Origin of the sequence: Nonomuraea rubra, from assembly GCF_014207985.1 — a bacterium.
GTDB classification, from domain to species: Bacteria; Actinomycetota; Actinomycetes; order Streptosporangiales; family Streptosporangiaceae; genus Nonomuraea; species Nonomuraea rubra.
The window spans coordinates 3,337,450-3,364,402 of sequence record NZ_JACHMI010000001.1; the positions used below are offsets into that span (position 1 = coordinate 3,337,450).

Genomic DNA, 26,953 nt, shown 5'->3' on the forward strand with positions numbered 1-26,953 from the left:
GACTGGAGATACCTCATTTGTCGGTGAGACCTGTTAGCTTCCTGCGACATGCGGATCCTGCACACCTCCGACTGGCACCTCGGGCGTTCCTTTCACCGGGAGAGCCTGCTCGCGGCGCAGGCGGCGTTCGTCGACCACCTGGTGGAGACGGTGCGGGCCGAGCGGGTCGACGTGGTGGCGGTGGCCGGCGACGTCTACGACAGGGCGCTGCCGCCGGTCGACGCGGTGGCGCTGCTCGACGAGGCGCTCGGGCGGCTGCGCGGGGCAGGGGCGCGGGTGGTGCTGATCAGCGGCAACCACGACTCGGCGCTGCGGCTGCGGTTCGGCTCGGCGCTGTTCGAGGCGGCGGGGGTGCACGTGCGTACCTCGCCGGACCAGTCGTGGGAGCCGGTGGTGGTCGACGGCGTCGCCTTCTACGGCATCCCGTACCTGGAGCCCGAGCTGGTGCGGGCTGCGTGGGAGCTGCCCGATCGCGGCCACACGGCGGCGATCACGCACGCGATGACGCGCATCAGGGCCGATGCCGTACGCCACCGGGCGTCGGTGGTGCTGTCCCACTGCTTCGTGACGGGCGGGCAGGCCAGCGACAGCGAGCGTGACATCAGCGTGGGCGGGGTGGCGCACGTGCCGCTGCGGGCGTTCGACGGGGTCGACTACGTGGCGCTTGGCCACCTGCACGGGCGGCAGCGCATGTCGGAGACTGTGCGCTACTCCGGCTCGCCGCTGGCGTACTCCTTCTCCGAGGTGGGGCAGCTCAAGGGGTCGTGGCTGGTGACGCTGGGGGAGGGCGCCGAGTTCGTGCCCGCTCCGGTGCCGCGCCCGGTCGGCCGGCTGCGCGGGGAGCTGGAGGAGCTGCTGGCGCTGCCCGCGTACGCGGCCTACGAGGATCACTGGCTGCAGGTCGTGCTCACCGACGCCGTCCGCCCGAAATCCGCCATGGACCGGCTCCGTGCCCGGTTCCCGCACACGCTCGCCCTCTCCTTCGACCCGGTGGGCGCCGCACCCGCCGCCCAGCCCGTACGTCTCAGCGGGCGGCCGGAGGCGGAGGTGGCGCTCGACTTCGTTCGGGAGGTGCGCGGCGAGCCTGCCGCACCCGAGGAGGAAGAGCTGCTAAGACAGGCCATCGAGGCGTCCAGGGTGAAGGAGACGATGGCGTAGATGCGGCCGCACAGGCTCACGCTCACGGCGTTCGGGTCGTTCCCGGGCACCGAGACGGTCGATTTCGACGCCCTGTCGGCGGCCGGGCTCTTCCTCGTCCACGGGCCCACCGGGGCGGGCAAGACCACGATCCTCGACGCGCTGTGCTTCGCCCTGTACGGCCAGGTGCCCGGGCAGCGCAACAGCGCCCGCAGCCTGCGCTGCGACCACGCCCCGCCGTCGGTGGGGCCGTCGGTCACGCTGGAGGTGACGATCCGGGGGCGCTTACTGCGCATCCAGCGTTCCCCGGCCTGGCTGCGGCCCAAGCTGCGGGGGTCCGGGGTCACGGAGGAGAAGTCCAAGGTCGTGCTGTCGGAGTGGCAGGGGGGTGACTGGCATGGGCTGACGACGCGGCTGGACGAGGCCGGGGATCTGGTGGGCGGGCTGCTCGGGATGAACGCCGATCAGTTCTGCCAGGTGGCGATGTTGCCGCAGGGGGATTTCGCGCGGTTCCTGCGGGCCGATGGGGATGAGCGGTCGAAGCTGCTGGAGCGGCTGTTCACCGTCAAGATCTTCACGTCGGCGGAGTCGTGGCTGGCCGAGCATCGCAAGCTTGCCTGGCGGGAGGCGCAGGAGTTGCGGCAGGAGGTGGACTTCGCCGTCAAGCGGGTGGAGGAAGCCGCGGGCGACGACCTCGCCGCCGCACTGACCGCCGCGCCCGCTGAGGCTGTGCCCGCATCGGCCGGGCTGGCCGCGTCCGGGCCGGCTGCGTCCGGGCCGGCCGCGTCGGCGTCCAAGGTGCCTGCGCCCGCCACGCCGGCCGGTCCGAGGGCTGACCACTTGGCGCCGCCGGCTCTCTTCGACCTGCCTGCTCCGGTGCAGCCGAGCCCGTCCGTGGGCGGCTCGTCGGAGGAGGGTGGCGGGACGGGGGACGAGGTTCCGACGCCGGAGAGCGATCCCGTGCGGTGGGCGGGCGCCCTGCTGGACGCCGCGCGGGCCGTCGTGCGGCGCGCCGAGGAGGAGCACGCCGCCGCCGGTCAGGAGCTGCGGGCGGCCCGGACGCGCTTCGAGCGGGCCGCCGCGCTGGCCGAGCGCCAGCGCCGCCACGCCGAGGCGCTCACCCTGCGCCGCACCCTCGACGAGCGCGCCGACGAGCGGGCCGACCTGCAGGCGATCCTCGACGACGCCGCCAGGGCGGACCGCGTGATCCCGCTCATCACGGCCGCCCGCCAGCGCGCGGAGGCTGCCACCAAGGCCCGCACGCTGGCCGCCGACGCCCTCGCCCGCGCCCGCCCCCTCCTCTCCACCCCCGGCCCGGCCCGCGACCAGAACGTCACGGTGCCGCCCGCTCACATCCCGGGCCAGGATTTCGCGGCGTCGCCCGCCCACGGCTCAGGCTCAGCGGAGGAGCGGGACACGGGCCGGTCCTCCGCGTACCTGAGCGGGGAGCCGTCCGTGGCCGAGCTGGCCGGGTTGGAACGGCGGCGGCAGGACGAGATCGCGCGCCTGTCCGAGCTGCTCACCGAGGAGGCCAGGCTGTCGGTGGTGCGGCGCGACCTGCTGCGCGTCGAGCAGGAGCTGGCCGAGCTGGTACGCGCCGACGAGGCCGTGGCCGCCCGGCTGGCCGTGCTGCCCGGGCTGATCGAGCAGGCCGAGGCCAGGCTCGCCGAGGCGCGGGTGGACGCCGCCAGGATCCCGGCCGCGCGGGCCGTACGCGACGCCGCCGCCCACCTGATCGAGATAGACGGCGAGCTGGCCAGGCTGGCGGTGGAGCTGGACACGCTGGCACAGCGCGAGGCCGAGGTGGCCGCCGCCGACGCCGAGCTCCCCGGACGGCTCGCCGACGCGAGCGCCGCCCTGGCCGAGGTACGCGCGGAGGCGGCGGCCATCCCCGCCGCGTCCGCCGGCCTCGACGCCGCCAGGGCCGCGCTGGAGGCCGCCCACCGGCGGGAGGCGCTGGCGGCGGAGCTGGAGGCGGCCGTGGCCGCGCACCAGGTGCTCGTGGACCAGGCACAGGCGTCCCGCGAACGCTGGCTCGACCTGCGGCAGGCCCGCATCGACGGCATGGCGGCCGAGCTGGCGCGCGACCTGTCCGACGGGCGGCCCTGCGCGGTCTGCGGCTCCGAGCACCACCCCGCCCCGGCCGCCCCGGCCGCGAGTGCTCCCTCGGCCGACGACGAGCAGGAGGCCGAGAGCGCCCACGAGGCCGCCCTGGCCGAGCGCGAGGCCGCCGAGCGGGCGCTCGCGTCGCTGGAGTCCCGGCACGCCGACGCGGTCGAGGCCACCGGCGGGCTGGACGTGGCGGAGGCAGGGGGTCAGGTGGCGCTGGCCGAGCAGGAGGTGTCCCGCCTCCAGGCGGTGGCCGACCGCGAGCCCGCCCTGGCGGCCGCGCTCGAACGCGTCGAGGACGAGCGCGAACGGGTCCGCGACCAGTCCAGGGAGATCGCCGAGGCCCTCGCCGCCCACCGCGCCCACCACCGCCACCTGGAGTCCGAACGCGCCCGCGTCCACACCCAGCTCGCCCAGGCGTCGGCATCCGTAGCTCCGGCAGGCCCACCCGGCGCCCTCACGACTCCGGCCGACGGTCCGGCGGGCACGCCCGGCGCGTCCGCGGGGAGCACGGCTGAGGCGGTTCCGGAGGCCGGCGCGGAAACCGGCGCGGAAACCGGCGCGGAGGTCGGCGGGGAGGTCGGCGGGGTGGGCCGAGGGCCTGGCGCAGAGGCCGAGGGGCCGAGCGCAGGTGCTGGGCCGCACGCAGGTGCGGGTGCGGAGGCTGCCGGGGTGGATGGGCGGCGGGTGCTGGCTGAGGCGGAGCGGGAGTTGCGGAGGCTGGAGGCGTCGGCGGGCCGGGAGCGGGTGCTGGCCGAGGAGGCCGCCGGGCTGCGGCGCGAGCGGGAGGAGCTGGAGGAGCGGGGCCGCAGGGTCGCCGGGAGGCTGGCGGCCGGCCGTACCAGGCATGAGGAGCTGAGCGGCGACGCCGGGCGGCTGAGCGCGAGGCTGGATGCGGCGCGCGGCGGCGACGACACCCTGACCGCCCGCCTGTCGAGGTTGCACGACGAGGCGGAGCTGCTGCGCGAGGCGCTGGAGGCGACGCAGGCGGCGGTGGCGGCCAGGGAGGAGCTGGAGCGGGCCAGGCAGGCGGCCGAGGAGGCGGCGGACGAGGCCGGGTTCGGGGACGTGCGGGAGGCGGAGGCCGCGTACCGGAGCGTGGCCGAGCGGGAGAGCAAGGCGGAGCTGCTGCGCAGGCTGGACGACCAGCATGCCGCTGTGACCGGCGTGCTGGCCGACCCCGAGCTGGTGGCCGCCGCGGCGGAGCCGGCGCCTGACCTGGAGGAGATCGGGGCCGAGCGGGACGGGCTGGAGCAGGCGTACACGAGGCTGGCCAGCGCGCGCGACCGGGCGCAGGCGCGGGCGCGGCGGCTGGAGGAGCTGTGCGGCGAGCTGTCGGGCCGCATCGAGCGCTGGCGTCCCGCGGCCGACAGGCACCGGCTGGCCGAGCGGATGGCGGCGCTGGCGAGCGGCACGTCCAGCGACAACCAGTGGAGCATGAGCCTGTCGTCGTTCGTGCTGGGCGAGCGGCTGCGCCAGGTGGTGGCGGCGGCGAACGAGCGGCTGGACCACATGTCGGGCGGCCGTTACCTGCTGCGGCACGACCTGCGCAAGACGGCGGGCTCGCGGGCCCGCGCGGGCGGCGGGCTCGGGCTGAGGGTGGCCGACGGATGGACGGGCGTCGACCGGGATCCGGCCACGCTGTCCGGCGGCGAGAGCTTCATCACCTCGCTGGCCCTGGCGCTGGGCCTGGCCGACGTCGTCACGGCGGAGGCGGGCGGCGCGGAGCTGGGCACGCTGTTCGTGGACGAGGGGTTCGGCACGCTCGACGAGGACACGCTCGACGGCGTGCTCGACATCCTCGACGGGCTGCGCGACGGCGGCCGGGCCGTGGGCATCGTCAGCCACGTGGCCGAGCTGCGGTCGAGGGTCACGGCGCAGCTCAAGGTGACCAAGACGCGGACGGGCTCCACGCTCAAGGCCGTGGGAGTCTGACAGGCAGCACTACCGGATCCATCCCCTAAGGAGCCATCGATGCGTGTCGTCGTCACCGGAGCCCACGGCAAGGTCGGCAGGGCGGCCGTCAGCGCCCTGCTCGCGGCGGGTCACGAGGTGACCGCCAGCGATCTGACGCGTCCGGTCTGGGAGCGGCGCGAGCCGGATCAGCCGCGTTACGTGCAGGCGGACCTGACGGACGTGGGTCAGGCGTTCGCCGTCGTACGTGAGGCCGAGGCGGTGGTGCACGCGGCGGCCATCCCCGATCCGATGGCCAACGCCCCGCACGTGGTGTTCCAGAACAACCTGATGGCGACGTTCAACGTGCTGGAGGCGGCGGTACGGTTCGGGGTGTCGCGGTTCGTGAACATCTCCAGCGAGACCGTCCCCGGGTTCTTCTTCGCCGAGCGGCCGTTCCTGCCCGACTACGCGCCGGTGGACGAGGAGCACCCGATCCGGCCGCAGGATCCGTACGCGCTGGCCAAGCACTTCGGTGAGCAGCTCATGGACGCGGCGGTGCGCCGCTCGGACCTGCGCTGCATCTCGCTGCGCCCGAGCTGGGTGCAGCACGAGGGCAACTACGAGCGCAACCTCGGCCCGCAGGTGCGCGACAGCTCCGAGGCGGGCGCGGGGCTGTGGAGTTACATCGACGTGTACGACCTGGCGGACGCGATCGTGCTGGCCACCGAGTCCGATCTGCCCGGGCACGAGGTGTTCTACATCGCCTCGCCGGACAACGCGGGCGGGCACGACTTCGCCGCCATGCTGCGCCGCTACTTCGGCGACCGGATCGAGCTGCGGCCGCTGGCCCGTCCCGACGCCTCGGGCATCTCCTGCGCCAAGGCCCACCGGCTGCTGGGCTGGACGCCGAAGCGGTCGTGGCGCGACTACCTGGACGAGAACGGCCGTACCCGTCAAGGGTGATAGCGGAGCCAGACGAGGCCGTCGGGCAGGCTCTGCGCGGCGATGAGGGTGAGCGGTGCGGCGGCGGGGCGGTCGCCGTACCAGAAGCGGGTGGCGTGCTCGCCGGCCAGGCACGGGTGGACGAGCAGGCTGACCTCGTCCACCAGCCCGGCCCGCAGCAGCGCGCCGATGAGCCGGCCGCCGCTGTCGACCCGTACGACGCCGACCCCGTCGTCGCGGCCGAGCGTGCGCAGCGCCTCGGCGAGGTCGACCCGGTCGGTGCCCGTGACCAGCTCGCGCACCGGCCTGCCTGGCGGGCGCGGGGGAGTGGCGGGGCAGTGCAGGGCCACGACGTCGTGCCAGTGGCCGGCCGCGCGCAGCGCCTGCCACTCGCTGACCCGTCCGCGGCCGTCCACCACGGCCAGCAGCGGCCCGTCGGGGGCGGGGCCGGGGAGCTCGGCGCCGGCCAGCGCCTGCTCCTGGGCGAGGATGGTGTCGGCCCCCGCCAGGGTGAGGTCTTCCTTCCAGGTCTGGGCGAGCTGGTAGAAGCGGGTGACGTCCGGCTGGAATCCCGTGGTAGCTCCGTCGGCGGACACAGCGACGTGGGCCACCACGTAGGGACGTTGCGTACCTGTAGGCATGGCCTCACGCTAGTTGACGCAGCGGTCAGTCGAGGGCAGCGGTCAGTCGAGGGCAGCGGTCAGTCGAGGGCGGCGATCAGGTCGGGCAGCTTGGCGGGGTCGTGGAAGAGCGTCGCGCCCAGGCCGGTCAGCCGGGAGGCCGGGGTGAGGCCGCCGGCGAAGGCGAGGCAGCGCATGCCGGCGCGCATCGCCGCCGTGACGCCGAACGGGCTGTCCTCCACCACGACGCAGCGTCCGGGCTCGGCGCCCATCGTGGCCGCGGCGTGCAGGAACAGGTCGGGCTCCGGCTTGCCCTTGGCGACGTCCTCGGCGCTGAACACCCGCCCGTCGAACCTGCCGGCCAGCCCGGTCAGCTCCAGGCTGCGCCGGATGGTCGGGTGCCGGCCGTTGGAGGCCACGCAGTAGGGGATGGACAGCTGGTCGAGCGCTGTCTCGATGCCGTCGATCGCGCACAGCTCGGCGGCGATCGCGGCGGCGTAGTCGGCGTTGACCTGCTCGCGCCAGCCCGGCGGGGTCTCGCCGACCTGCTCGGCCCAGTACTCGTTCGTGCAGCCCACGAACCGTTCGGCGTACTCGGCCTCGTCGATGTCCCAGCCGAGCCGCCGCAGCGCGGCGGTGCCCACGCGTACGGAGATCGGCTCGCTGTCCACGAGCACCCCGTCACAGTCGAAGATCACCAGCTCGACGGTCAAACCGTGTCCCTCCTAGTGGGTGATGCGTAACATTGCGCAGGTGGTAGCGTCTGCGTATCGCTTCACAAGACGCTAGTCCGCATAGTGAGACTGTTTCATGACGACTTCCCCCCAGACCGCGGCCCCCAGCCGGTCCCGGGTCGCGGCGGCGAGCCTCATCGGCACCGCGATCGAATTCTATGATTTCTACATCTACGGCACCGCGGCGGCCCTGGTGCTCAACACCGCGTTCTTCCCCAAGATGGACTCGGTGGCGGGCACGCTGGCGTCGTTCTCGACGTTCGCCGTGGCGTTCATCTCGCGGCCGCTCGGCTCGGCCGTGTTCGGGCACTGGGGCGACCGCGTCGGCCGCAAGTCCATGCTGGTCGTCTCGCTGCTGGTGATGGGCCTGTCGACGGTCCTGATCGGCCTGCTGCCCGGCTACGCCGCGATCGGCGTGATCGCGCCCGTCCTGCTGGTGCTGCTGCGCTTCACGCAGGGCATCGGCCTCGGCGGCGAGTGGGGCGGCGCCGCGCTGCTGGCCACCGAGCACGCGCCGCCCGGCAAGCGCGGCCTGTACGCGATGTTCCCGCAGCTCGGCCCGTCGGCCGGGTTCATCGTGGCCAACGGGCTGTTCCTGATCCTCGGCGCCGTGCTGAGCGATGGGCAGTTCGAGAGCTGGGGCTGGCGGCTGCCGTTCGTGGCGAGCCTGCTGCTGGTCGTCGTCGGCCTGTACGTCCGGCTGAAGATCTCCGAGACCCCCGTCTTCCAGGCGGCCATGGACCAGCGCCGCATCGCCAAGGTGCCGTTCGCCGGGCTCATGCGGCACCAGTGGCGGCGTGTGCTGCTCGGCGCCGGCGCCATGACCGTCGCCTACACGCTCTTCTACACCGCCACCACCTACTGCCTGGCCTACGGCACCGACACCCTGCAGATCCCGCGGACGACCATGCTCGCGCTGACCATGGTCGGCGTGGTGTTCATGGCGGCGGGCACCGTCGTCTCGGCCCTGGTGTCCGACCGGCTGGGCCGCCGCCGGACGCTGCTCTGGGGCACGGGCGTGGCGATCGCGTGGGGGCTGGTGATGTTCCCGCTGATGGAGACCCGCTCGATCTTCCTGGTCGGGCTGGCGCTGGCCGGGGCGCTCGCGCTGATGGGCCTGGTGTTCGGGCCGATGGGGGCGTACCTGCCGGAGCTGTTCAAGACCGAGTACCGCTACAGCGGCGCGTCCGTCGCCTACAGCCTCGGCGGCGTGCTCGGCGGCGCGGTGCCGCCGCTGGTGGCGACCGGCATGCAGGCGGGCGGGCTGGGCGTCATGGCGATCGGCGGGTACGTCTCCGCGATGGCCCTGCTGAGCCTGCTGTGCCTGCTCGCCCTGCCGGAGACCGGCGACAGGTCCCTCTGATCCCTCTGATCCCTCTGAGACTTCGCCGGAAGTTGTCACAAACGGCGGCCCTGTCCCGTCCATGGGGTGTAGAACCCGAAAGGAGACGGGGCAATGAGGAAGCACATCCTGATCGTCGGTGGCGGATACGTCGGCCTGTACAGCGCGATGGGGCTGCGTAAGCTCGTCCGTTCCGGCGAGGCGAGCGTCACCGTCGTGGACCCGCGCGGCTACATGACGTACATGCCGTTCCTCGCCGAGGCCGTCGGCGGCTCGATCGAGCCGCGCCACGTGGCCGCCCCGCTCGGGCAGGTGCTCAAGGGCATGCGGGTGCTGACCGGGCGCGTCACGCGGGTGGACCACGAGGCGCGCAGCGCCGAGTTCCAGCCGGTCCAGGGCCCGGCCAGGACGATCGAGTACGACATCCTCGTCATGGCGGCCGGCTCGATCACCCGCGGGCTGCCCATCCCCGGGCTGGCCGAGCACGCGGTCGGCTTCAAGAGCATCGGCGAGGCCGTGCACCTGCGCAACCGCGTGCTGGCCAACCTCGCCGCCGCCGCCTCGACCGATGACGAGCTGGTACGGCGCAGGGCGCTGACGTTCGTGGTGGTCGGAGGCGGGTTCTCCGGCGTGGAGGCGCTGGCGGAGATGCAGGGCCTGGCCGACGAGGCCGTGCGCTACCACGACGGGATCGAGGCCGCCGACCTGAGCTGGACTCTCGTCGAGGCCAACGACCACATCCTGCCCGAGCTGCACCCCGACCTCGGCCGCTGGACCGTGGACGCGCTGCGCAGGCGCGCCGTGGACGTGCGGCTCGGCACCCGGCTGACGTCGCTGGCCGGCGGGGTCGCCGTCCTCTCGGACGGGACCGAGCTCGACGCCGGCACGGTGGTGTGGGCGGCGGGCGGTCGGCCCAGCCCGCTCGCGGCGGCCAGCGGGCTGCCCGTGGACCGCATCGGGCGGCTCCTCGCGACCGAGTACCTGACGGTGGCGGGCGTCGAGGACGCCTTCACCGCCGGTGACGGCGCCGCCGTGCCCGACCTGACCCGGCCGGGCGAGTTCACCGCGCCCAACGCCCAGCACGCGGTCCGGCAGGCCAAGCTGCTCGGGCGGAACCTGGTCGCGTACGTGCGCGGGCGGCGGCTCAAGCCGTACCGGCACGCCTACCTGGGCTCGGTCGCCGGGCTCGGTCACCACCAGGGGGTCGCCCAGGTGTACCGGATCAAGCTCACCGGCCTTCTCGGGTGGCTCGCGCATCGCGCCTACCACCTGGGGTGGGTGCCGACGGCCCGGCACAAGGCGGCGGTGCTGGCCGACTGGCTGCTGGCGGGGCTGTTCCGGCGTGAGATGGTGCGGCTGGAGGCCATCGAGCACGCGGATGAGGACTTCCGGCACGCGCTGGCGGTCGGCCAGACGGACGGGACCGGCGTCCCGGCCGCGACCCCCGAGCCGGCCGCCGGCCGGCCCGTCCGGGACGTGTCGGCTGCCGGGGAGGCCGGTTCGGTGGCCGGTACGGATGCCCGTCAGGCGCCGGCCGCGTGAGCGTCCGGCCTGGCCGGGGACCGGTCAGGCGTAACCGGGGAACATCAGCGACAATTCGCGCGGGTAGGCCGCGATCAGACGCAATTCGTCGTCCGTGAGCGGCCTGCCCGTCATCGCGTTGCAGAGCTGCACCAGCCGGAACGACTCCTCCTCGTCGGCCACCTCCACCCCCAGCCCCTCCATGACGTGACGGAACCCGGCCTTGCCGCCGTACTCGCCCGTCAGCACCACCCGCCCCGCCCGCGCGTGCCAGTCCTCCGGGAACGGCCCCAGCGTCGCCTCGTCGTACAGCTCGTAGTTGCCGTGATCCTTCAGCGCGCCGTCCGCGTGGATGCCCGACTCGTGCGCGAACGCGTTGCGCCCCACCCCGACCTGGTTGTACGGCAGCGGCTGCCCCAGCGCGTAACTCGCCCACAGCCCGAACCGGCGGGCCCACTCCAGGTTCAGCGCGTCCCCGATCTGCGCCGGCTCCAGCCCGAACCCGTGGCGGAAGGCCAGGATCGTGGAGAGCAGGTCGGCGTTGCCCGAGCGCTCGCCGATGCCGTTCACGCAGGTGTTGATCCACGCGTCCTGCCCGGCGTCGAGGTCGCCGAGCGCGCCCGACACGGAGTTGGCCACGGCCAGGCCCAGGTCGTTGTGGCAGTGGGTCTCGACGGGCATCGCGGTGGCGGAGGCCAGCTTGGCGAAGCGCTCGCGGATCCGGTCGGGCGTGTCGCCGCCGATGGTGTCGCAGTAGCGTACGCGGTCGGCGCCCGCCTGCTTGGCCGCCAGCGCGAACTCCAGCAGGAACCCGTCATCCGTACGCGAGCCGTCCTCGGCGTTCACCCCGACGGTCAGCGCGCCCGCGTCCTTGGCCACGCGGACGGCCGCCGTCATCTCCCTGATGATCGCGTCCCTGTCCAGCCGGCCGCGGAACTTGTTCTGGATCATGTAGTCGGACGTCGAGATGGACAGGTTGTAGTGCTTCAGGCCGAGCGGCGCGGCCTTCTCCACGTCCTGCGGCACGCCCCGGCACCACCCGGACAGCCTCAGCTCCCCGAACGCCCCCGCCTGCGCCAGCGCCACCTGCGCCTTGACGTACGGGACCTCGTGGAAGAGGAACGGGAAGCCGATCTCGGACTGCGCCACGCCGAGTTTGGCCAGGTAGAAGTTGACCATGGTCTTGCCGAACTTCGACAGGCCGGTGCGCGCGGTCTGCACGCCGTCCCGGTTGGTGACGTCGAGGAAGTGAACTTTTGGCATGTCCTCACGTTGACATGCTCGTTCAACGTGGATCAATATTGATTTTCGTCAACTATGGGAGGGCTGGGCGGCGGTGGAGTGGATCGACGCGGCCACGGCGGCGGAGCGGCTGGGCGTCAAGCCCGCCACGCTGTACGCGTACGTGAGCCGGGGGGTGCTGCGGCGGCGGCACGGCGAGGACGGGCGGCGCAGCCTCTTCTCGGCCGAGGAGATCGAGCGCCTCGCCCGCCGGGGCCGGCCCCGCAGCCAGCCGCCGGAGCTGGTGATCGAGTCGGCGGTGACGGCCCTGGGGGTTGATCGGCCGTACTACCGGGGGATCGACGTGCCGGCCCTGGCGGGGACAGCCGCCTTCGAGACGGTCGCCGAGTGGCTCTGGACCGGCGACCCAGCCGTCTGGCGCCCACCCCCCGCCGGCGACTCGGTGGCGCACCTACGCGCTGGACCGGCCTCAACGGTGGACCCGGGGCGCAGCGGCGAGCCTGGCGCGGCGACGCACGCCGACAGCAGCCGCAAGCCTGGCGCGGTGACGCACGCCGACGGCACCGGTGCGGCGAGGCGTGCCGGGCGGGCCGGTGAGCCCTGGCGGTGCGAGCCCGACGAAGCACTGCAAGCCGCCATCACCGCGCAGCGCGCGCTGCCGGACGACCTGCTGCCCCTCGACCGCCTCCAGGTGATCACCACGGTGCTCGGCGCGTCCGACACCCTCCGCTACCAGCTCGACCCGGGCTCGGTCACCGCCACCGGCCGCCGGCTGATCGCGGGCCTGGTGGACGCGCTGCCCCCGCTGAGCGACCCCCAGGGGCACTCGATCGCCGAACGCCTGTGGTCCCGCCTGTGCCCACACCCCGCCACCCCACCCCTGCTCACAGCCATGGAAGCCGCGCTGGTGCTGCTCGCCGACCACGAGCTGGCCGCCTCGACGCTGGCCGCCAGGGTGGCCGCCTCCGCCAAGGCCGACCCGTACGCGGTGGTCCTGACCGGCCTCGGCGTCCTCGGCGGCCCGTTGCACGGCGGAGCGTCGTACGGCGCAGAACGCCTGCTGGCCGAGATCGCCGAGCCCCGTCACGCCGCCCGCGTCATCGCCGAACGGGTACGGCGGGGCGAGCGCATCCCCGGCTTCGGCCACAGCGTCTACAAGAACGGCGACGGCCGCGGCGCCGCCCTGCTCGACCTGATCAAGCAGGCCGCGCCGGGGCACGGGCGGATCGCGGCGGGGGAGGCCGTGCTGGCGGAGATGCGGCGCCGCCGCCTGCCCGACCGCAACATCGACTTCGCCCTGGCCACCCTCTCCGCCGTCAGCGGCATGGTGCCGGGCGCCGGGGAGGCGATCTTCGCGGTGGCCAGGACGGCGGGCTGGCTGGCCCACGCCATGGAGGAGTACGAACGCGGCTCCCTCCTCCGCCTCCGCGCCTCCTACACCGGCCCGCCGATCACCTGAGGTCGCCGGTCAGGCGAGGGCGGGCGTGCCCCGGTCCACGTACGCGGCCAGGGCGCGGACCCGTTCCGCGTGCTGGTCGTGCCCGACGATCACCGGCGGCTCGTTGTACGGCATCGCGTCCGACGACCGCCGCAGCTTGATGTACTGCCCGCAGGCATCGATCGCGTACGGCTCCATGTCGTCCTGCAACGCCCCGATCACCGTGATCCCGTACGTCTCCCCGATCCTCCTGAACAGCGCCACGGCCTCCCGCCGATGCTCCTTGCCCAGGTTGCGCCCCAGCTCGTCGAGCACGAGGCACAGATGGCCGCCGCCGGACGACGCGATGGCCGCCGCGCACACCAGCTTGACGGCCTTCTCGTCCATCAGCGCCGTGTTGGCCCGCCGGTTGTACGGCACGAACCCCTGCCCCTCGCCCCGCCGCCACTTCGGCGTCACCCGCCACTGCCAGCGCTGCTCGGGATCGGCCGGCGCGGGCGGCACCGGGAACTCCAGGGTCGCGCCGTAACCGCCGTAGGAGGTGTCGAGCTTGTCGAACTCCTCGGCCACCCGCGCCAGCCGCGCCTTGATCGCCGCCGTCAGCGCCGCCCGGTGCACGGCCGTGGACTGGGCCGCCTCCTCGGCACCCCTGGCCGCCGCCGCCAGGTCCCGCTGACGGGAGACGAGCTGCGCCTCGATCTGCCGCCGCTGGTGCCGTTCGTACTCCTCCTGCCCCCGCAGGTACGACGCCAGCGCCCCGCACACCGCCGGGAACGTCGCCTGCTCCCGCGCCGTGCTGCCCTCCCGCTCGTTCAGCAGGAACCGCAGCTCCTCCGGGATCTCCGCCTCGTCCTCCGACGGGAACGTGTCGCGCAACGCCTGGTCGAGATGGCGTTCGGCGACCCGCCACCACTCCTCGGCGGCCCGGGGCCGCTCCTCCTCGGGCAGCGCCTCCAGCCATTCGCGGGCGGTCTCGATCGTGCCGCCCCAGTCGGCGGCCAGCGCGCCGAGCTTGAGCGACTCCCGCTCCGCCCCGACTCTCGTCTCCTGCTCGCGGGCCTGCGCCCGCTCGGACTCGTGCCGGTGCCTGCGGCCCTCCAGCCGCTCGATCTCCATGTCCCTGGTACGCGCCCGGAAGTCCAGCGTGCCCGCCTGCCTCTCGGCCTCGGCGACCTTCGGAGTCAGCTCCTCGATGGCCGCGTTCAGCTCGCCCAGCCTGGCCCGCCGCTCGCCGAGCTTGGCCTCGATCTCGGCCAGCCGCACCCCGGCCCTGGCCCCCTCCAGCCGCCGCTGCGCCTGCGCGACGGCCTCCTCCCCGTCGTGCACGGCCTGCGCCGCGCTCTCCTGAACGTCCTTGGCCCGGTTGAGCCGCTGCTCGGCGGCCTTGATCCGGGCCTCCCGCCCGGTCGCCACCCCGTCGAACGCTCCCACGACGCTCACCCCGGCCGCACTGACCAGCACGGATCCGGGCAGCTCCGCCAGCGCGGCGGCGGCCTCGTCGAGCCGGGCGGCGTCCACGATCACGGCATGCTCGTTCGGCCACCCCCGCAACTCACCCAGCGCAAGCCCGGCCCCGGCACCCGCCGCCCCGGCGCCGGGCGCGCCAGCGGACGCCGCTTCGGAGGCCGCGCCGGTCGCCTTGCCGTAGCGCGCCTTGAGCGCCTCACCCAGCGCCTGCCCGCCGCCCGTGTCAGAACCGCCGGCGCCCGTAAGAGAGCTGGGCAAGGCGGGCGGGGGTGTGTGGGCGGCGTCGCGGGCCTGTTCCGCCACGTCCAGAGCGTCCAGCAGGCCGGTGGCCCCGATGCCGGCCGCGGCGAGCGCGTTGAGCTGGGCCGCCGCCGGGCCGCCCTCGGCGTCGTCCAGCGCGGCCTGTGCCGAGGCCACCTCCTGGTCGGCCACGCCCAGGGCCTTGAGTGCCTCGTTGAGCCGCAGCCGTACCTCACCCAGCTCCCGCTCGGCCGCGGGAACGTCCCGCCCGTCGGCGAACCGCCGGGTCTCCTCCAGGCCCGGGATCAGCCCGCGCAGCTCGTCGGCGGAGTTCTCCGCCACGGCGCGGTCGGCGTCGAGCTTGGCCGCCCGCGCCTGCAGGGCCGACAGCTCCTTGCGGGCCTGCGAGACCTGCCGGTCGAGGGTGTCCTCGCGCAGCGTGGCGATCTCCGCCTTGACCATGGCGATCGCCTCGCCCGCCGCCTCGCCGGCGGCGCGGTGCCGTTCGAGGTCGGCGGCCAGGGCCTCGTCCTTGGCCGCGGCGTCGGCCAGCTTGCGCGCCTGCCGCCCGCGCCAGCAGCGCAGCGCGTCGGCCAGCCGGATGCGCGCCTGGTCCCGCCGGTCGAACGTGGTCAGCAGCGCCTTCGACTCCGACTCGAACTCGGCCAGCCGCTCGGCCGCCTGCGCCGCCCGCACCCGCTTGGCGTGCTCGTCGCGGCGGGCCTCGCGCTCCTGCTCCAGCTCGGCGTCCAGGCCGGTGAGCGCGGCGATGGCCTCGAAGACGCGCTCGGGGGAGATCTCGTTGAGCGGCTGGGAGAGCAGGTTGGTGGCGACCTTGCTGCGCACGGACGTGGACAGGAACGACACGCACCTGACCTTGTCGCCGTACAGCACCTTGGTCAGGTCGCGGGCCACGACGTCGCGCCGCCCGGCCGACTTCGGCAGCGACGCCCAGATCTCGTCGGCCCGCGCCACCCGCTCGGCCTCGGACGGGGACGCCGCCAGGTGCACGCCCTCCCGCCACCGGATCTCCAGGTGCGGCGCCTCCTGGTTGACCTTCAGCCACACGGTCAGCGCCCCGCCCGAGGTGTCGGGCACCTCGAACAGCTCCCCGCCACCGCCATCGGCCTCCCCGAGCACGAGCTCGGCCCCGCCACCGTCACCGGCGACCACCGGCCCGTCACCGGAGCCCGTCCCACCGGCCACACCGCCGCCACCCTCCGCACGGCCCAGCGCCGCGCCTGTGCCGTCGGCCGCTGCCCCGCCGCCGATGGAGGACGAGGCCGGGCCATCGGTGCCGCCCGGCGGAGGGACGGGGTCGAAGCCGTTCATGCCGGGCGGCCCGAAGACCCCCACGATGTAGCCGTGATCGGCGCTGGCCCACTGCCGGGCCCCGGCGCCGCTGGCCAGCTCCGCGTTGAACAGCAGCTCCGACACCGCCTTGGCGCCCGAGGCGAAGCGCCACTGCTCGTCACCGAGCAGCGCGGTGATCGAGGCGATGAACGAGGACTTGCCCGCCCCGTTGGAGTCCTTGGGCCCAGCGCCCGCCACGACGATGAGCGTGCCGGGGACGGTGGGCACGGGATGGGTCGACAACCGTGAGATGTTGACCGCCTGCATGGCGATCAGCACCCGGTCCCCGACGACGTTCTCCACCTGCGACACCTCGAACCCCCGTAACCCTTCCATCCATCACAGAAACGCTCTTACTTGGCGGATCTACGCGCCAGCACGGCCGTGGCGAGCGGGGTGTTCGGCCCGGCCGCCAGGATCAGCTCCTCCTGCAGCCGCCGCCGCGCCGCCGCCGTCAGCCGGTGGAACTGCGGCCCCGGCACGTAACCGCCCGCCTCCTCACCCGCCTTCACCTGGCCGAGCAGCCCCGCGTGCCGCAACGTCCGCAACGCCGACTCCAGCTCGCCGATCGGGAGCTGGGTGTGGCGGCGCAGCTCCTCGACCGGCGTCGGGTGCGGCGACAGCCACGAGTCCTCCGGCAGCAGCCCCTCGGCCCGCGGGATGGCCACGGAGTGCACCAGCACGAGCGTCAGCACGGCCCGCTCGCTCACCCCGAGCGGCCCGCGCGCCGCCCCGAGCGGCCCGCGCGCGGCCCCAGGCGGACCGCCGGCATCGTGCGCACCGAGGCCGGCGGCGTGGAGGGCGCCGACGGTGGCGGCCACGCCGTCGTCGTAGCCGGAGATCCAGCGGTCGCGATGCTGGATCAGCGTACGGCCGCGCCTGGCCAGCATCTCGCCCAGCGTGCGGCGCAGCGCCGGGTCGCGCAGGGCGGCGAAGCGCACCTCCTGCACCGGCTCGGCGGCATGCTCCACCACCATGAACGCCGCCACCAGCTCGGCCCGCCGCCGCTCGTCGTAACCACCCAGCAGATCGTCGAACTCGGCCGCCCCACCCTCGACCCGCCCGGCCCCCGCCTCGACTTCAGCACCCGCAAACGCCTCGGTCCTCGCTTCGACTTCAGCACCCGCAAAGACCTCGGCCCCCGCTTCGACCTCGGCACCCGCAAAGACCTCGGCCTCCGCGACGGCCTCACTCCCCGCAAGCGGCTCGGCTACCTCGACGGCAGGGCCGCTGGGACGCGAGCTCTCCGCCCCCGCCCGCGCGGCCGCGACGATGTCGGCATCACCCACCACGGTCAGCTCGGGCCGCTCGGGTTCGGGCAGCCGCCGCACCAGCTCCTGCAGCTGCGCGTGCGCCTCCACCGGCCACAACGCACACCTCGGCCCGAGCAGCACCACCCCGTCGTCCATCACCACCCAGGCGGAGTCGTGCAGCCGCCGCAGCGCCCCCCGCGCCCAGTTGCGCATCAGGTCGTCGGTGCGCCCGATCAGCTCCCGGTACGTGTCGAGCACCAGCTCCACCGGCGCGGGATCGCCCGGCCACGGATCCACGGACAGATCGGTCCAGCAGCACTTGAGCACCGCCGCCAGCACCCGCCGCGTCTCGCCGGACCGCTCCACGGGCACGGGCGCCACCTGGTGCTCGTCCAGCAGCGACGGCGTCACCCCGTCGGGCCACACGGGCAGGGCGTCGCCGGTGGAGTCGGGCCTGGTCAGCCGGATCATGCCGGGGGCGGCGAGAACCCCGGCGCCCAGCCGGACGGGCCCGTGGGCCCGCACCAGCGCATGGGAGACAGCCGCTTGCCGCTGATCCATCAGACACGCTCCAGGTAGCCGTGCGAGAGCCAGGCGGGCTCGCGGTCGGGATCGACGGTCAGCCCGTCGGCCCAGGCGAGCCGGTAGGGCAGCTCGGGCCGCAGGTCCACGGTCGTCAGGTCGGCCAGCATGCGCCGCGCCGCGACCCAGTCGGAGCCGAGCACGTCGGCCAGCGCCACCCGCGAGGACTCTCCCAGCAGCGACTCGGCCATCTGCGTGAGCCGTTCGAGCGCGGCGCCCGGCGAGGTGTCGAGCGAGGACTCGGGGCCGGGGTCGGGCAGCGTGGAGCGCGGGGGAGTGGGCTGGGCGGGGGCCGGGCGCGGGGCCTCGTCGACGGCCCTGGCGATGGCGGCGGGATCGTGCCAGGGCGCGGGCGCGTCGAAGAGGAACCCGTCGAGCACGGCCGCCAGCCGCTCCCTGGGCGCCGTCTGCGCGAATGTGCGCCACGTCTCGGTCGGCAGCAGCGTCAGGTTGCGCGTGGTGCCCGCCGAGTCGGCCAGGCGGCCCGCGGCGCGGCGCGAGGCGTCGCTGTAGGCGTAGATGGCGGCCCGCAGGTCGGTGCAGACCCGGTCGAGCTCCGGCCAGCGGGTCAGGATCGTGCCGTGCAGGCTCTGCGCCCGCCGCGCGATCTCCTCGGTGCCCCACAGCTTGGGCGCCTGCTCGCGCAGCTCCTCGATGGTGCCGGTGGTGAGCGTGATCAGCTCCAGCGCCCACAGCCGGAACGCCCGCGCCAGATTGAGCGCGCTCTGCCTGGCCTCCTCCATCGTGGTGCGCGGGTCGGCGACGTTGAGGTCTTCGAGCGCCAGCAGGCGGTGCATCTCGGACTGGCCGCCGTCGTCCATCATCCGCCTGATGAACATCAGCCCCACCACGCTGGTGAACGAGGCGCGGTAGCGGAGCTGGTTGGGCTTGGGGAACACCTCGCGGATGGCGCCGAGCCCCTTGAGCACGCGCAGCCGGTTGTCGAACTGGTCGGTGGGGTAGGCGCGGCAGGCGAAGCGCATCTGCTCGTGCGTCAGCCATTCCTCGCCCGCCTCCGCGAACGCCGCGAACAGCGTCTCGGCGATGTCGACCAGGGCCGGATCGTCGACCACCGCCCCGCTGTCGCGGGCCAGCGCGGCGAACATGCGGCGGTAGGTCGACAGGACCGCCTCGTCGGTGAGGACGGAGTCGAGGGTCAGGGGCTGTTCGGACACGGGCTCTAAGGTACGGCTTCGCACCGACACTCTTGGCACTCGCGCACCGGCTCTCCCATGGCTACCAGCCGGTACATACGCGTGAGGGACGTCCGGGCGCTAGGGTGATGCCCGTTATTCCGGGGCGAAACGCTCCCTAGTCGTACAAACCGGGGTGGGTAACGAGGTGAGCGTGCTCCGCGGCGATCGTGGCACGGCGGTGACGGCCGGAGTCGCGGCCGTGATCCTGGTCGCCGCGGCGGCGTGGTTCGGCGTGGGCGTCTCCAGCGCCAACCCCAAGCTGGCCGACGTCGGCGCCTGGTTGTGGACCGCCGCCCGCGGCAGGATCGTGCACGTCAACGGCCTGTCCGGCGAGGTGGACGGCTACCTCGACGACAAGGCGGGCCGACGGCTGCGCGTCGTCCAGGACGGCGGCAACGTCCTGCTGGTGGACGACCGCACCGGGTACGTCAGCCGCGTCGAGCCCAGCCAGCTCAGCGTCACCGAGACCCGCGACCTCGGCGCGGCCGGGATGCAGCTCGCCATGTCCGGGAACACCGCGTACGCCGTGGACCCGGCCGCGGGCAAGGTCCAGCGGATCGACCCCGCCACGCTGGACACCGCCGGCGCCGCGCTGACCCTGCCGGGCCCGCTGGGCGCGGCCCGCATCGACGGCGGGGGCCGCCTGTGGGTGCCGGTGACGGCGCGGGGCCAGGTCGTCCCGGTCACGAACGGCACCGCCGCCACCCCGGTCAAGGTCGGCGAGCCCGGCGAGGAACTGTCGGTCACCATCGCCGGCGGCCTGCCCGTCGTGGTCAACACCAGGGCCGCCACCGCCACGACCATCGGCTCCGACGGGGGCGTCGGCGAGATCACCCTGCCCAAGGACGTGGCCAGGGCCGCCAAGGGCGGCGCGCTCACCCCGGCCGCCACCGAGGGCTCCCTGGTGCCGATCCTGGCGCCCGGCGACTCGGGGCTGCTCGTCGTGGTCGACACGGCCTCCAACTCCGTGCTCAGCACCAGGCTCGCCACCGGCGACCCGTCCGGGCTGGGGGTGCCGCAGGTGCTCGGCAGCAAGGTGTACGTGCCGGACCAGGGCAGCGGCGCGCTGATCGTCTGGGACAGCGCGGCGGGCGGCCGCCCGACCACGCTCCAGGTGGCGCGGGAGCCGGGCCCGGTGGACGTGTTCGTCAAGGACGGCCTGCTCTGGGCGAACGACGAGAACGGCGACAAGGCCGTCGTCATCGACCCCGAAGGCCGCAAGCACGACGTCGACAAGGGCGACTCCGACGTACCGGGACCGTCCAACACCCCCAAGCCCCGGCCGACCCCGAGCACCGAGCCCACGCGCCCCGACACCCCGCCCGAACGGGAACCGGACCCCGACCCGGACCCGGTCACGACCACCCCCGCCCGGGAGACACCCACGCGGGAGACCCCCACCAGAACCCCCAGCACGAAGCCGTCGGCGACCGCGCCCTCCGCGCCCGGCGCCGTGACCGCCAGGTCGGGCCCCGGCAAGGTGACGGTCACGTTCAGCGCCTCCACCGGGGGCGAGGTCGAGCGGTACACGCTGAAGACCTCCGGCGACGGCAGGTCCACGCCGCAGTCGGTGGACGCGGACGGGCCGTTCCGGTTCGAGTTCACCGGCGGTGACTGCGCGAACGAGTACACCTTCACCGTGGTCGCGCACTGGCAGGGCGGCGGGGTCGAGTCCGAGCCCAGCGCCGGCGTGCGGCCGTGCGTGGCGCCCGGCTCGCCCACCGCCTTCGCGGCCAAGGCGAAGAACCGCGGCGCCGAGCTGACCTGGACCGCCCCCGAGGGCGCCGACGACGCCACCACGTACGAGCTGACCGGCGCCGCCACCAGCAGCGGCATCAAGGGCACGTCGTTCACCGTGAGCGGGCTGGCGAACAACCAGAAGCACACCTTCAAGCTCAAGGCCAGGAACGCCGCCGGCGAGAGCCCGGAGGTGGCCACGGCCGAGGCGGACCTGGCCTACCCGCGCCAGCAGTACAAGAACGCCAGCAACGACGACACGAACACGCTGATCCGCCCAGGCCCGTCGACCAGCGGCACGGCCGGCACGATCCCGAAGGGTCAGTACATCACCCTGACCGTGATCTGCCAGGTCAAGGGCTCCTCGTACACCGACTCCTCGACCGGCAGGTCCAGCGACATCTGGAACCGGATCGAGAGCCAGTACGGCAACGGCTACCTGAACGACACTCTGGTGGCGACTCCGGACGGCGGTTTCCCCGAGGGGCCGCTCTTCGAGTGCACCGACTGAGAAGGGGACTCAGTTGACCCAGTACAACTACCAGGACCAGCTCCAGCAGCCGCCGCTGACGTACGAGCAGCCGCAGCAGCTCGCCGGCCAGTTCGCGCAGCGCTTCCAGCTCCTGGCCGGCAACATCGAGCGCATCATCCGCGGCAAGCACGAGGCCATCGAGCTGGCCCTGATCTGCCTGTTCGCCGAGGGGCACCTGCTGGTCGAGGACGTCCCCGGCACCGGCAAGACCACGCTCGCGCGCTCCCTGGCGGCCAGCGTGGACGCCGAGTGGCGGCGCATCCAGTTCACGCCCGACCTGCTGCCCAGCGACATCACCGGCGTGTCGATCTTCAACCAGGCGCACCAGAAGTTCGAGTTCCACCAGGGGCCGGTCTTCGCCAACATCGTGCTCGCCGACGAGATCAACCGCGCCTCCCCGAAGACGCAGGCCGCGCTGCTGGAGGTGATGGAGGAGCGCCGCGTCACCGTGGACGCCGAGCCGCATCCGGTGCCGAGGCCGTTCCTCGTCGTGGCCACGCAGAACCCGGTGGACATGGACGGCACGTACCCGCTGCCCGAGGCGCAGCTCGACCGGTTCCTGATGAAGATCTCCGTCGGGTACCCGGACCACGCGTCGGAGGTCGAGGTGCTCAAGGGCATGCCGACGGGGCCGCAGGTCGAGCGGCTGCCGGTGGTGGCCAGGTCGTCCGACGTGGCCGGCATGATCGACTTCGCCTCGCGCATCCACGTGGCCGACCCGGTCTACGACTACATCGTGGCGCTGTGCGGGGCCACCCGTACCAGCCCGCACCTGCGGCTCGGCGCCAGCCCCCGGGGGAGCCTCGCGCTGCTGCGCGCCGCCCGCGTCAAGGCCGCCGCGGCCGGGCGGCACTACGTGGTGCCCGAGGACGTGAAGGCGCTGGCCGTGCCGGTGCTGGCGCACCGCCTGATCCTCACGCCGGAGGCCGAGCTGCGCGAGGTCACCGCGGCGGCCGCGCTCGGCGAGATCCTCGCCGGGATGCCGGTGCCGCAGGCGGCCTGAGGTGCGGCCCCCACCAACCCCCGGGCCCACCCCCGCGCACCCACCGCCGGCCCCGCCCGCCCCGCCGACCGCCGTGCACCCAGCGCAGGCGCCGCGTACCCCGCCGACCGGCGCGCAGCCGCCGGCGTCGGCGCTGCGCGGTCGGCTGGCCGGCGTGCTTACGCCGCTGGGCTGGGGGACGCTGGCAGGGGCCGTGGTGCTGTACGCCGCCGGGTTCGCGCTCGGTTATCCCGAGCCTGTCGTGCTGGCCACGGGTGCGGTGCTCGCGCTGGCCGGGGCGCTGGCGTGGACCGCTCCGAAGCCGCTGCTGGAGGTGCGCAGGGAGGTCACCCCGCTCAAGGTGCCGCGCGGCGAGGCCGCCGTGGCCGTCCTGACCGTGACCAACCTCGGCCGCCGCGGCCTGTCCGGACTGCGCGCCCAGGACCGGATCGGCGCGTCGGAGCACACGGTCGACCTGCCGAGGCTGCCCAAGGGGGCGGTGCGCACGGTGTCGTACCCGCTGCCGACGGACACGCGAGGTGAGATCCCGGTCGGGCCGCTCGTGCTCGTGCGCGCCGACCCGTTCGGGCTGACGCGCCGGCTGCGCGAGTACGGCCGCCCCGTCACCCTCCTGGTACGCCCGCGCACGGTCGCCCTGCCTGTCCCGCCGTCCGGCAAGGCCCACCACCTGGAGGGGCCGGCCAGTGACAACGCGCCCGCGGGCACGGTCACCTTCCACACCCTGCGCGAGTACGTCCTGGGCGACGACCTGCGCCACGTGCACTGGCGTTCCAGCGCCCGCACGGGCACCCTGATGGTCCGGCAGTTCATCGACGCCAGCCTGCCCACCACGACGGTCCTGCTCGACACGCGGGGCCTGACGGAGCCGGCCGTGGACGCCGCCGCCTCGGCCGCCGTCGCCGCCGCCCGGGCCGGGTTCCCCGTACGCGTCGTCACCGGCGACGGGCCGCTGCCCGACACGAAGACGGACGCCGAGACCGTCCTGGACCGGCTCGCGCTGGTCCGCCCCGGCACGTCCGGCGTCACCGAGGCCCTGCGAACGGCCCGGGGCGGCGGGTCCCTGGTCCTGGTGACAGCGGACCCGTCGGAGGCCGGGCGGATCGCGGGAGCCCGGCGCCGCTTCGACCGCGTCATCTGCGTGTACGTGGGCCCCGGCCCCGCCCCGGCGGGCCCGCCCGGGGTGACGGTCGTGCCGATCACGTCCCTGGACGAGCTGCCCGCGGCCTGGAGCTCCCGATGACCAGGGGCACGCGGCGCATCCCCCGACCGGTCCCGCAGGGAGACGGCCACCACGACGCCGCCCACCACGACGCCGCCCACCACGACGCCGCCCACCACGACGCCGCCCACCACGACGCCGCCCACCACGACGCCGCCCACCACGACGCCGCCCGGAGCGAGGCCGCTCCGGGCAGCGCCGCCCGGTACGGGGCGGCCCGGCGCGGGGCCGTGCAGGGTGGGCCGTGGTGGCGGTGGGCGGCCGGGCTTGCCGTTGTCGCGGCGCTGGCCGGGGTGGCGGGATGGGGTTTTCACCGGGTGTTCCCCGGCACCGGGCTGCTCCTGGCCGTCGTGCCCGCCGCCGTCGCCCCCGCGGCCGTCGCCGCGCTGACCCGCACCCGCCCCCTCTGGCTGGCCCTGGCGCTGGACCTGGTCCTCTGGCTGGCCGGCACCATCCCCCTGTACGGAACGCTGTCCGCCACCGCCCCCGCCGACGTCGCCAACGCCTGGCACGCCCTGCTCACCACCCTGCTGCCCGCCCAGCCGGAGCCGGAGCTGCTGGTCCTCGTCCACACCCTGGTCTGGGCGGCGGCCACCATCGGCGCGGAGACCCTGACCCGCACCGCCACGAGGATCGCCGCCGCGCTCCCCGCCCTGGCCGTCTACGGGGTGGCGCTGCTGCTGGGCGTGGACGGCGAGGGCTCGAACCTGCCGGTGGCGGCGGCCCTGTTCGTGCTGATGGCCACGCTGGCCCTGATCCGCGACGGCCGCTCCCCGGCCTGGCTGCTGGGCGGGATCCCGGCCGCCGCCGCGCTGGCCGGGCTCGCGCTGGTGGCGGCCCCGCTGCTGCCCATCGCCGCGGAGCCGTACAACCCGCGCCAGGACGCCGACCTCCCCCCTCCCGCCCGCGTGGACAGCGTCAGCCCTCTGGACCGGGTCTCGGCGTGGTTGCAGATCCCCGACCGCGAGCTGTTCACCGTCGAGGCAGGCAAGCCGCAGAACTGGCGCCTGGCCGTGCTCGACCGGTACGACGGCGTCCGCTGGACCTCCGGCGCCCGCTTCCGGCCCACCGGAGGCCGGGTTCCCGAGGGCGAGTGGACGGGCGCCGCGGACGTGGTGCGCCAGCGCATCACGTTCGGCGGCCTGCCCGGCACCTGGCTGCCCGCCGCCGAACGCCCCGAGCAGGTCACCGGCGTGCGCGGCCTGACCGTGGACCCCGCCAGCGGGTCGCTGCTGGCCGGCACCAAGCCGGCCAAGGGGTTCAGCTACGAGGTGACCTCCCGCGTGCCCCGGCCCACCAAGCAGGACCTCCTGGCCGCCGCCCCCGCCCGCGACGCGAGCCTGACCGCCTTCCCCGACGGGCCCCAGGAGCGGCTCTTCCGCAGGCTCGCCCAGCAGGCGGTCAAGGGCGCCGGCGAGCCGATCCGGCAGGCGTACCGGCTGCAGAGCTACCTGCGCACGAACGCCGCCTACGACGTCACCGCGCCCCCCGGACACTCGCTCAAGGGCCTGGAGTTCTTCCTGCAGACCACGCACCGGGGGACGTCGGAGCAGTTCGCGGCCACGTTCGCGCTCATGGCCAGGACGCTCGGGCTGCCGTCGCGGGTGGTCGTCGGGTTCAGGCCGGGCGAGAAGTCCGGCGGCGTCTATCACGTCAAGTCCGGACACGTCATGGCGTGGGCGGAGATCAGGTTCGAAGGGCTGGGGTGGCGGCCGTTCTATCCGACACCGGGGCGCAGCGGGGCCAAGGACGACCACGAGGTGGCCTCCTCGGCGATCGAGGAGAGCGAGAAGCTGGAGGGCGAGCTCGCCAAGGGCGGCAGCGACCGGCCGAAGACGTCCGAATCGCAGGCGGCCGACCGGGACGAGCGGGCGGCGGGCGGGCCTGACCCGTGGCTGGTCGCGGCGGTGGCGGCGGGCGGGCTGCTGGCGGCGTACGGGGGTGTGGTGGCCGTCGTGCCGTGGCGGCGCAGGCACGGGCGCCGCAGCGCGAGGGAGCCCGCGCAGCGGGTGCTGGGGGCGTGGCGGCAGGCGTGCGACGATCTGGGGCTCGGCAGGGAGTACGCGCTGACGGCGGGCGACGTGGTGTCCCGCCAGCCTGGCGAGATTTCCGTACATCTCCATCCGTTGGCCGAAATTTCCAACTTCGTGCGGTACGCCCCGGACGGCGTCACCGACGCCGCCGCCACCGAGGCCTGGCACCACAGCGACGCCATCCGCAAAGCCGCCCGCACCCGCAAGCCCCTCCTGACCCGCCTCCGCGCCCGCCTCCTCCTGCGATGATCCGTCCGCACTCGCCTTGCGCGACCGCCAGCTCCCGCGATGCCCCCTCCTCGCCCGCGATGAGCCTCCTGGCAGGCCTGCCTCCTCCTGCGATGATCGCCCCATGAGAAGCGTCGAGGCCCAGCTCCTGCACCGCCCGCCCGGCCTGACCGCGGGCGAGATCGTCAGGCGCCTGGCGGCCATGCAGGCGCAGGACGTCCCCTCGGCCCTGCTGGCCTTCCGCGCCCGCTCCGCCACCCTCACCCCGGCGGACGTCGAGGCGGCCTGGCAGTCCCGCGAGCTCGTCAGGACGTGGGGCCCGCGCGGCACCCTGCACTTCGTGCACGCCGACGACCTGCCCTGGATCCACGCCCTGACCCGCCGCCCCACCGGCCGCCCCACCGGCCGCCCCACCGGCCGCCCCACCGGCACCCTGCGCCGCCTCGCCGAGGAGGGCGTCACCGGCGACGACCTCCTGCCGCTCATCACCGGCGCCCTCGCAGGCCAGGGCCCCCTCACCAAGGCCGACCTGGAGGAACGCCTCAAGGGCCGGGCCCGAGGCCAGGGCGTCGTGCACCTGGTGGCGCTGGCCGCCCACCACGGCCTGGCCGTCCTCGGCCCGCCGCGCGCCGGGAAACCCACGTACGTGCACGCCGCCGACTGGCTCGGCGCTCCCGTCGTCCCCGAGCCCGACCGCGAACGCGCGCTGAAGGAGCTGGCCACCCGCTACCGCCGCGCCCACCACCCCGCCACCCCCGACGACCTGGCCGCCTGGTCGGGCCTGCCGCTCGGCGAGGCCCGCACGGCCTGGCGGCTGAGCCCGGCATCCCCGCCGCCGCCCGAGGACGCCCCGCTGGTACGCCTCGCCCCCGCCTTCGACGAGTACCTGCTCGGCTGGCGCGACAGGGACCCGATCCTGGACCCGGAACACGCCAGGAAGGTGTTCCCGGGAGGCGGCGTCCTGCGCCCGGTCGTGCTGGTGGACGGCGTGGTCAGAGGCGTGTGGGGGAGGAAGGGCGCCGAGGTGAGCGTGCAGGCGTTCGGCGAGCTGCCCTCCCTGGACGACGAGCTCGCCGACGTCCGGCGCTTCCTCGGACGGCCGTGAAAGCGATCCGGTGTATCGGGTGAT

General features: G+C 74.4%; 17 protein-coding genes. 11 read left to right on the plus strand and 6 right to left on the minus strand.

All coding sequences use genetic code 11. The annotated features are described in order from the left end of the window. The first annotated feature begins 48 nt into the window (after positions 1-48). From HD593_RS15220 to HD593_RS15230, 3 genes are read left to right on the plus strand one after another with little or no spacing between them, the layout of a single operon-like run. Positions 49-1,158: an exonuclease SbcCD subunit D gene (locus HD593_RS15220; protein WP_185102788.1), complete on the plus strand. Its 1,110-nt coding sequence runs from the start codon at positions 49-51 to the stop codon at positions 1,156-1,158. Further along, on the plus strand, positions 1,159-5,181 hold the full coding sequence (locus tag HD593_RS15225; protein ID WP_185102789.1) for an AAA family ATPase: 4,023 nt from the start codon (positions 1,159-1,161) through the stop codon (positions 5,179-5,181). It begins immediately after the preceding gene. A 39-nt stretch (positions 5,182-5,220) separates the two neighbouring features. Continuing rightward, complete coding sequence (locus HD593_RS15230; RefSeq protein WP_185102790.1) at positions 5,221-6,105, plus strand: NAD-dependent epimerase/dehydratase family protein; 885 nt, start codon at positions 5,221-5,223, stop codon at positions 6,103-6,105. On the opposite strand, the gene HD593_RS15235 is transcribed toward HD593_RS15230, so the two are convergent. Continuing rightward, positions 6,096-6,725 (minus strand): RibD family protein, encoded by a 630-nt coding sequence (locus HD593_RS15235; protein WP_185102791.1) that lies wholly within the window; start codon positions 6,723-6,725, stop codon positions 6,096-6,098. The genes HD593_RS15230 and HD593_RS15235 overlap by 10 nt on opposite strands. 59 nt (positions 6,726-6,784) lie before the next feature. Continuing rightward, a complete protein-coding gene (locus HD593_RS15240; protein ID WP_185102792.1) occupies positions 6,785-7,417 on the minus strand; it encodes an HAD family hydrolase in 633 nt (210 codons plus the stop codon). Between the two features lie 97 nt (positions 7,418-7,514). Here HD593_RS15240 and HD593_RS15245 point away from each other — a divergent pair, with 97 nt between their 5' ends. Then, on the plus strand, positions 7,515-8,801 hold the full coding sequence (locus tag HD593_RS15245) for an MFS transporter (RefSeq protein ID WP_185102793.1): 1,287 nt from the start codon (positions 7,515-7,517) through the stop codon (positions 8,799-8,801). 93 nt (positions 8,802-8,894) lie between these two features. Continuing rightward, positions 8,895-10,322 (plus strand): NAD(P)/FAD-dependent oxidoreductase, encoded by a 1,428-nt coding sequence (locus tag HD593_RS15250; RefSeq protein WP_185102794.1) that lies wholly within the window; start codon positions 8,895-8,897, stop codon positions 10,320-10,322. A gap of 24 nt (positions 10,323-10,346) precedes the next feature. On the opposite strand, the gene HD593_RS15255 is transcribed toward HD593_RS15250, so the two are convergent. Next, on the minus strand, positions 10,347-11,564 hold the full coding sequence (locus HD593_RS15255) for a LeuA family protein (RefSeq protein ID WP_185102795.1): 1,218 nt from the start codon (positions 11,562-11,564) through the stop codon (positions 10,347-10,349). A 73-nt stretch (positions 11,565-11,637) separates the two neighbouring features. Here HD593_RS15255 and HD593_RS15260 point away from each other — a divergent pair, with 73 nt between their 5' ends. Next, positions 11,638-13,002: a citrate synthase gene (locus HD593_RS15260; RefSeq protein ID WP_185102796.1), complete on the plus strand. Its 1,365-nt coding sequence runs from the start codon at positions 11,638-11,640 to the stop codon at positions 13,000-13,002. A gap of 9 nt (positions 13,003-13,011) precedes the next feature. Here HD593_RS15260 and HD593_RS15265 read toward each other — a convergent pair whose 3' ends face one another. Genes HD593_RS15265 through HD593_RS15275 form a run of 3 tightly spaced genes read right to left on the minus strand, consistent with a single transcriptional unit; the run spans position 13,012 to position 19,051 of the window. Beyond that, on the minus strand, positions 13,012-16,377 hold the full coding sequence (locus HD593_RS15265; RefSeq protein ID WP_246549835.1) for a coiled-coil domain-containing protein: 3,366 nt from the start codon (positions 16,375-16,377) through the stop codon (positions 13,012-13,014). Positions 16,378-16,394: 17 nt separating this feature from the next. Further along, a complete protein-coding gene (locus HD593_RS61330) occupies positions 16,395-17,855 on the minus strand; it encodes a hypothetical protein (protein WP_246546543.1) in 1,461 nt (486 codons plus the stop codon). Further along, complete coding sequence (locus tag HD593_RS15275) at positions 17,855-19,051, minus strand: hypothetical protein (RefSeq protein ID WP_185102797.1); 1,197 nt, start codon at positions 19,049-19,051, stop codon at positions 17,855-17,857. Before HD593_RS15275 ends, HD593_RS61330 begins: the two co-directional genes overlap by 1 nt. A gap of 166 nt (positions 19,052-19,217) precedes the next feature. On the opposite strand from HD593_RS15275, the gene HD593_RS15280 reads away from it, so the two are divergent. The 5 genes from HD593_RS15280 to HD593_RS15300 all read left to right on the plus strand — a co-directional run bounded on the left by HD593_RS15280 (position 19,218) and on the right by HD593_RS15300 (position 26,929). Then, complete coding sequence (locus HD593_RS15280; RefSeq protein ID WP_185102798.1) at positions 19,218-21,320, plus strand: fibronectin type III domain-containing protein; 2,103 nt, start codon at positions 19,218-19,220, stop codon at positions 21,318-21,320. A gap of 13 nt (positions 21,321-21,333) precedes the next feature. Continuing rightward, the gene (locus HD593_RS15285) at positions 21,334-22,344 is read left to right on the plus strand and encodes an AAA family ATPase (RefSeq protein WP_246546547.1); all 1,011 of its coding nucleotides are present in this window, start codon (positions 21,334-21,336) and stop codon (positions 22,342-22,344) included. A 73-nt stretch (positions 22,345-22,417) separates the two neighbouring features. Next, positions 22,418-23,584 (plus strand): DUF58 domain-containing protein, encoded by a 1,167-nt coding sequence (locus HD593_RS64320; protein WP_221524773.1) that lies wholly within the window; start codon positions 22,418-22,420, stop codon positions 23,582-23,584. After that, positions 23,581-25,845 carry a transglutaminase TgpA family protein gene (locus HD593_RS15295; RefSeq protein WP_185102799.1) on the plus strand — a complete coding sequence of 755 codons (2,265 nt, stop codon included), beginning with the start codon at positions 23,581-23,583 and terminating at the stop codon, positions 25,843-25,845. Before HD593_RS64320 ends, HD593_RS15295 begins: the two co-directional genes overlap by 4 nt. A 103-nt stretch (positions 25,846-25,948) precedes the next feature. Further along, positions 25,949-26,929: a winged helix DNA-binding domain-containing protein gene (locus HD593_RS15300; RefSeq protein ID WP_185102800.1), complete on the plus strand. Its 981-nt coding sequence runs from the start codon at positions 25,949-25,951 to the stop codon at positions 26,927-26,929. Positions 26,930-26,953: the final 24 nt, after the last annotated feature.

What these genes read in the sequence shown, in the direction of transcription:
- HD593_RS15245 (WP_185102793.1), top strand. Translation starts at nt 7,515, where the DNA reads ATGACGACTTCCCCCCAGACCGCGGCCCCCAGCCGGTCCCGGGTCGCG.
- HD593_RS15255 (WP_185102795.1), bottom strand. Translation starts at nt 11,564, where the DNA reads ATGCCAAAAGTTCACTTCCTCGACGTCACCAACCGGGACGGCGTGCAG.
- HD593_RS61330 (WP_246546543.1), bottom strand. Translation starts at nt 17,855, where the DNA reads ATGGATCAGCGGCAAGCGGCTGTCTCCCATGCGCTGGTGCGGGCCCAC.
- HD593_RS15225 (WP_185102789.1), top strand. Translation starts at nt 1,159, where the DNA reads ATGCGGCCGCACAGGCTCACGCTCACGGCGTTCGGGTCGTTCCCGGGC.
- HD593_RS15250 (WP_185102794.1), top strand. Translation starts at nt 8,895, where the DNA reads ATGAGGAAGCACATCCTGATCGTCGGTGGCGGATACGTCGGCCTGTAC.
- HD593_RS15230 (WP_185102790.1), top strand. Translation starts at nt 5,221, where the DNA reads ATGCGTGTCGTCGTCACCGGAGCCCACGGCAAGGTCGGCAGGGCGGCC.
- HD593_RS15265 (WP_246549835.1), bottom strand. Translation starts at nt 16,377, where the DNA reads ATGGAAGGGTTACGGGGGTTCGAGGTGTCGCAGGTGGAGAACGTCGTC.
- HD593_RS15235 (WP_185102791.1), bottom strand. Translation starts at nt 6,725, where the DNA reads ATGCCTACAGGTACGCAACGTCCCTACGTGGTGGCCCACGTCGCTGTG.
- HD593_RS15300 (WP_185102800.1), top strand. Translation starts at nt 25,949, where the DNA reads ATGAGAAGCGTCGAGGCCCAGCTCCTGCACCGCCCGCCCGGCCTGACC.
- HD593_RS15220 (WP_185102788.1), top strand. Translation starts at nt 49, where the DNA reads ATGCGGATCCTGCACACCTCCGACTGGCACCTCGGGCGTTCCTTTCAC.
- HD593_RS15295 (WP_185102799.1), top strand. Translation starts at nt 23,581, where the DNA reads ATGACCAGGGGCACGCGGCGCATCCCCCGACCGGTCCCGCAGGGAGAC.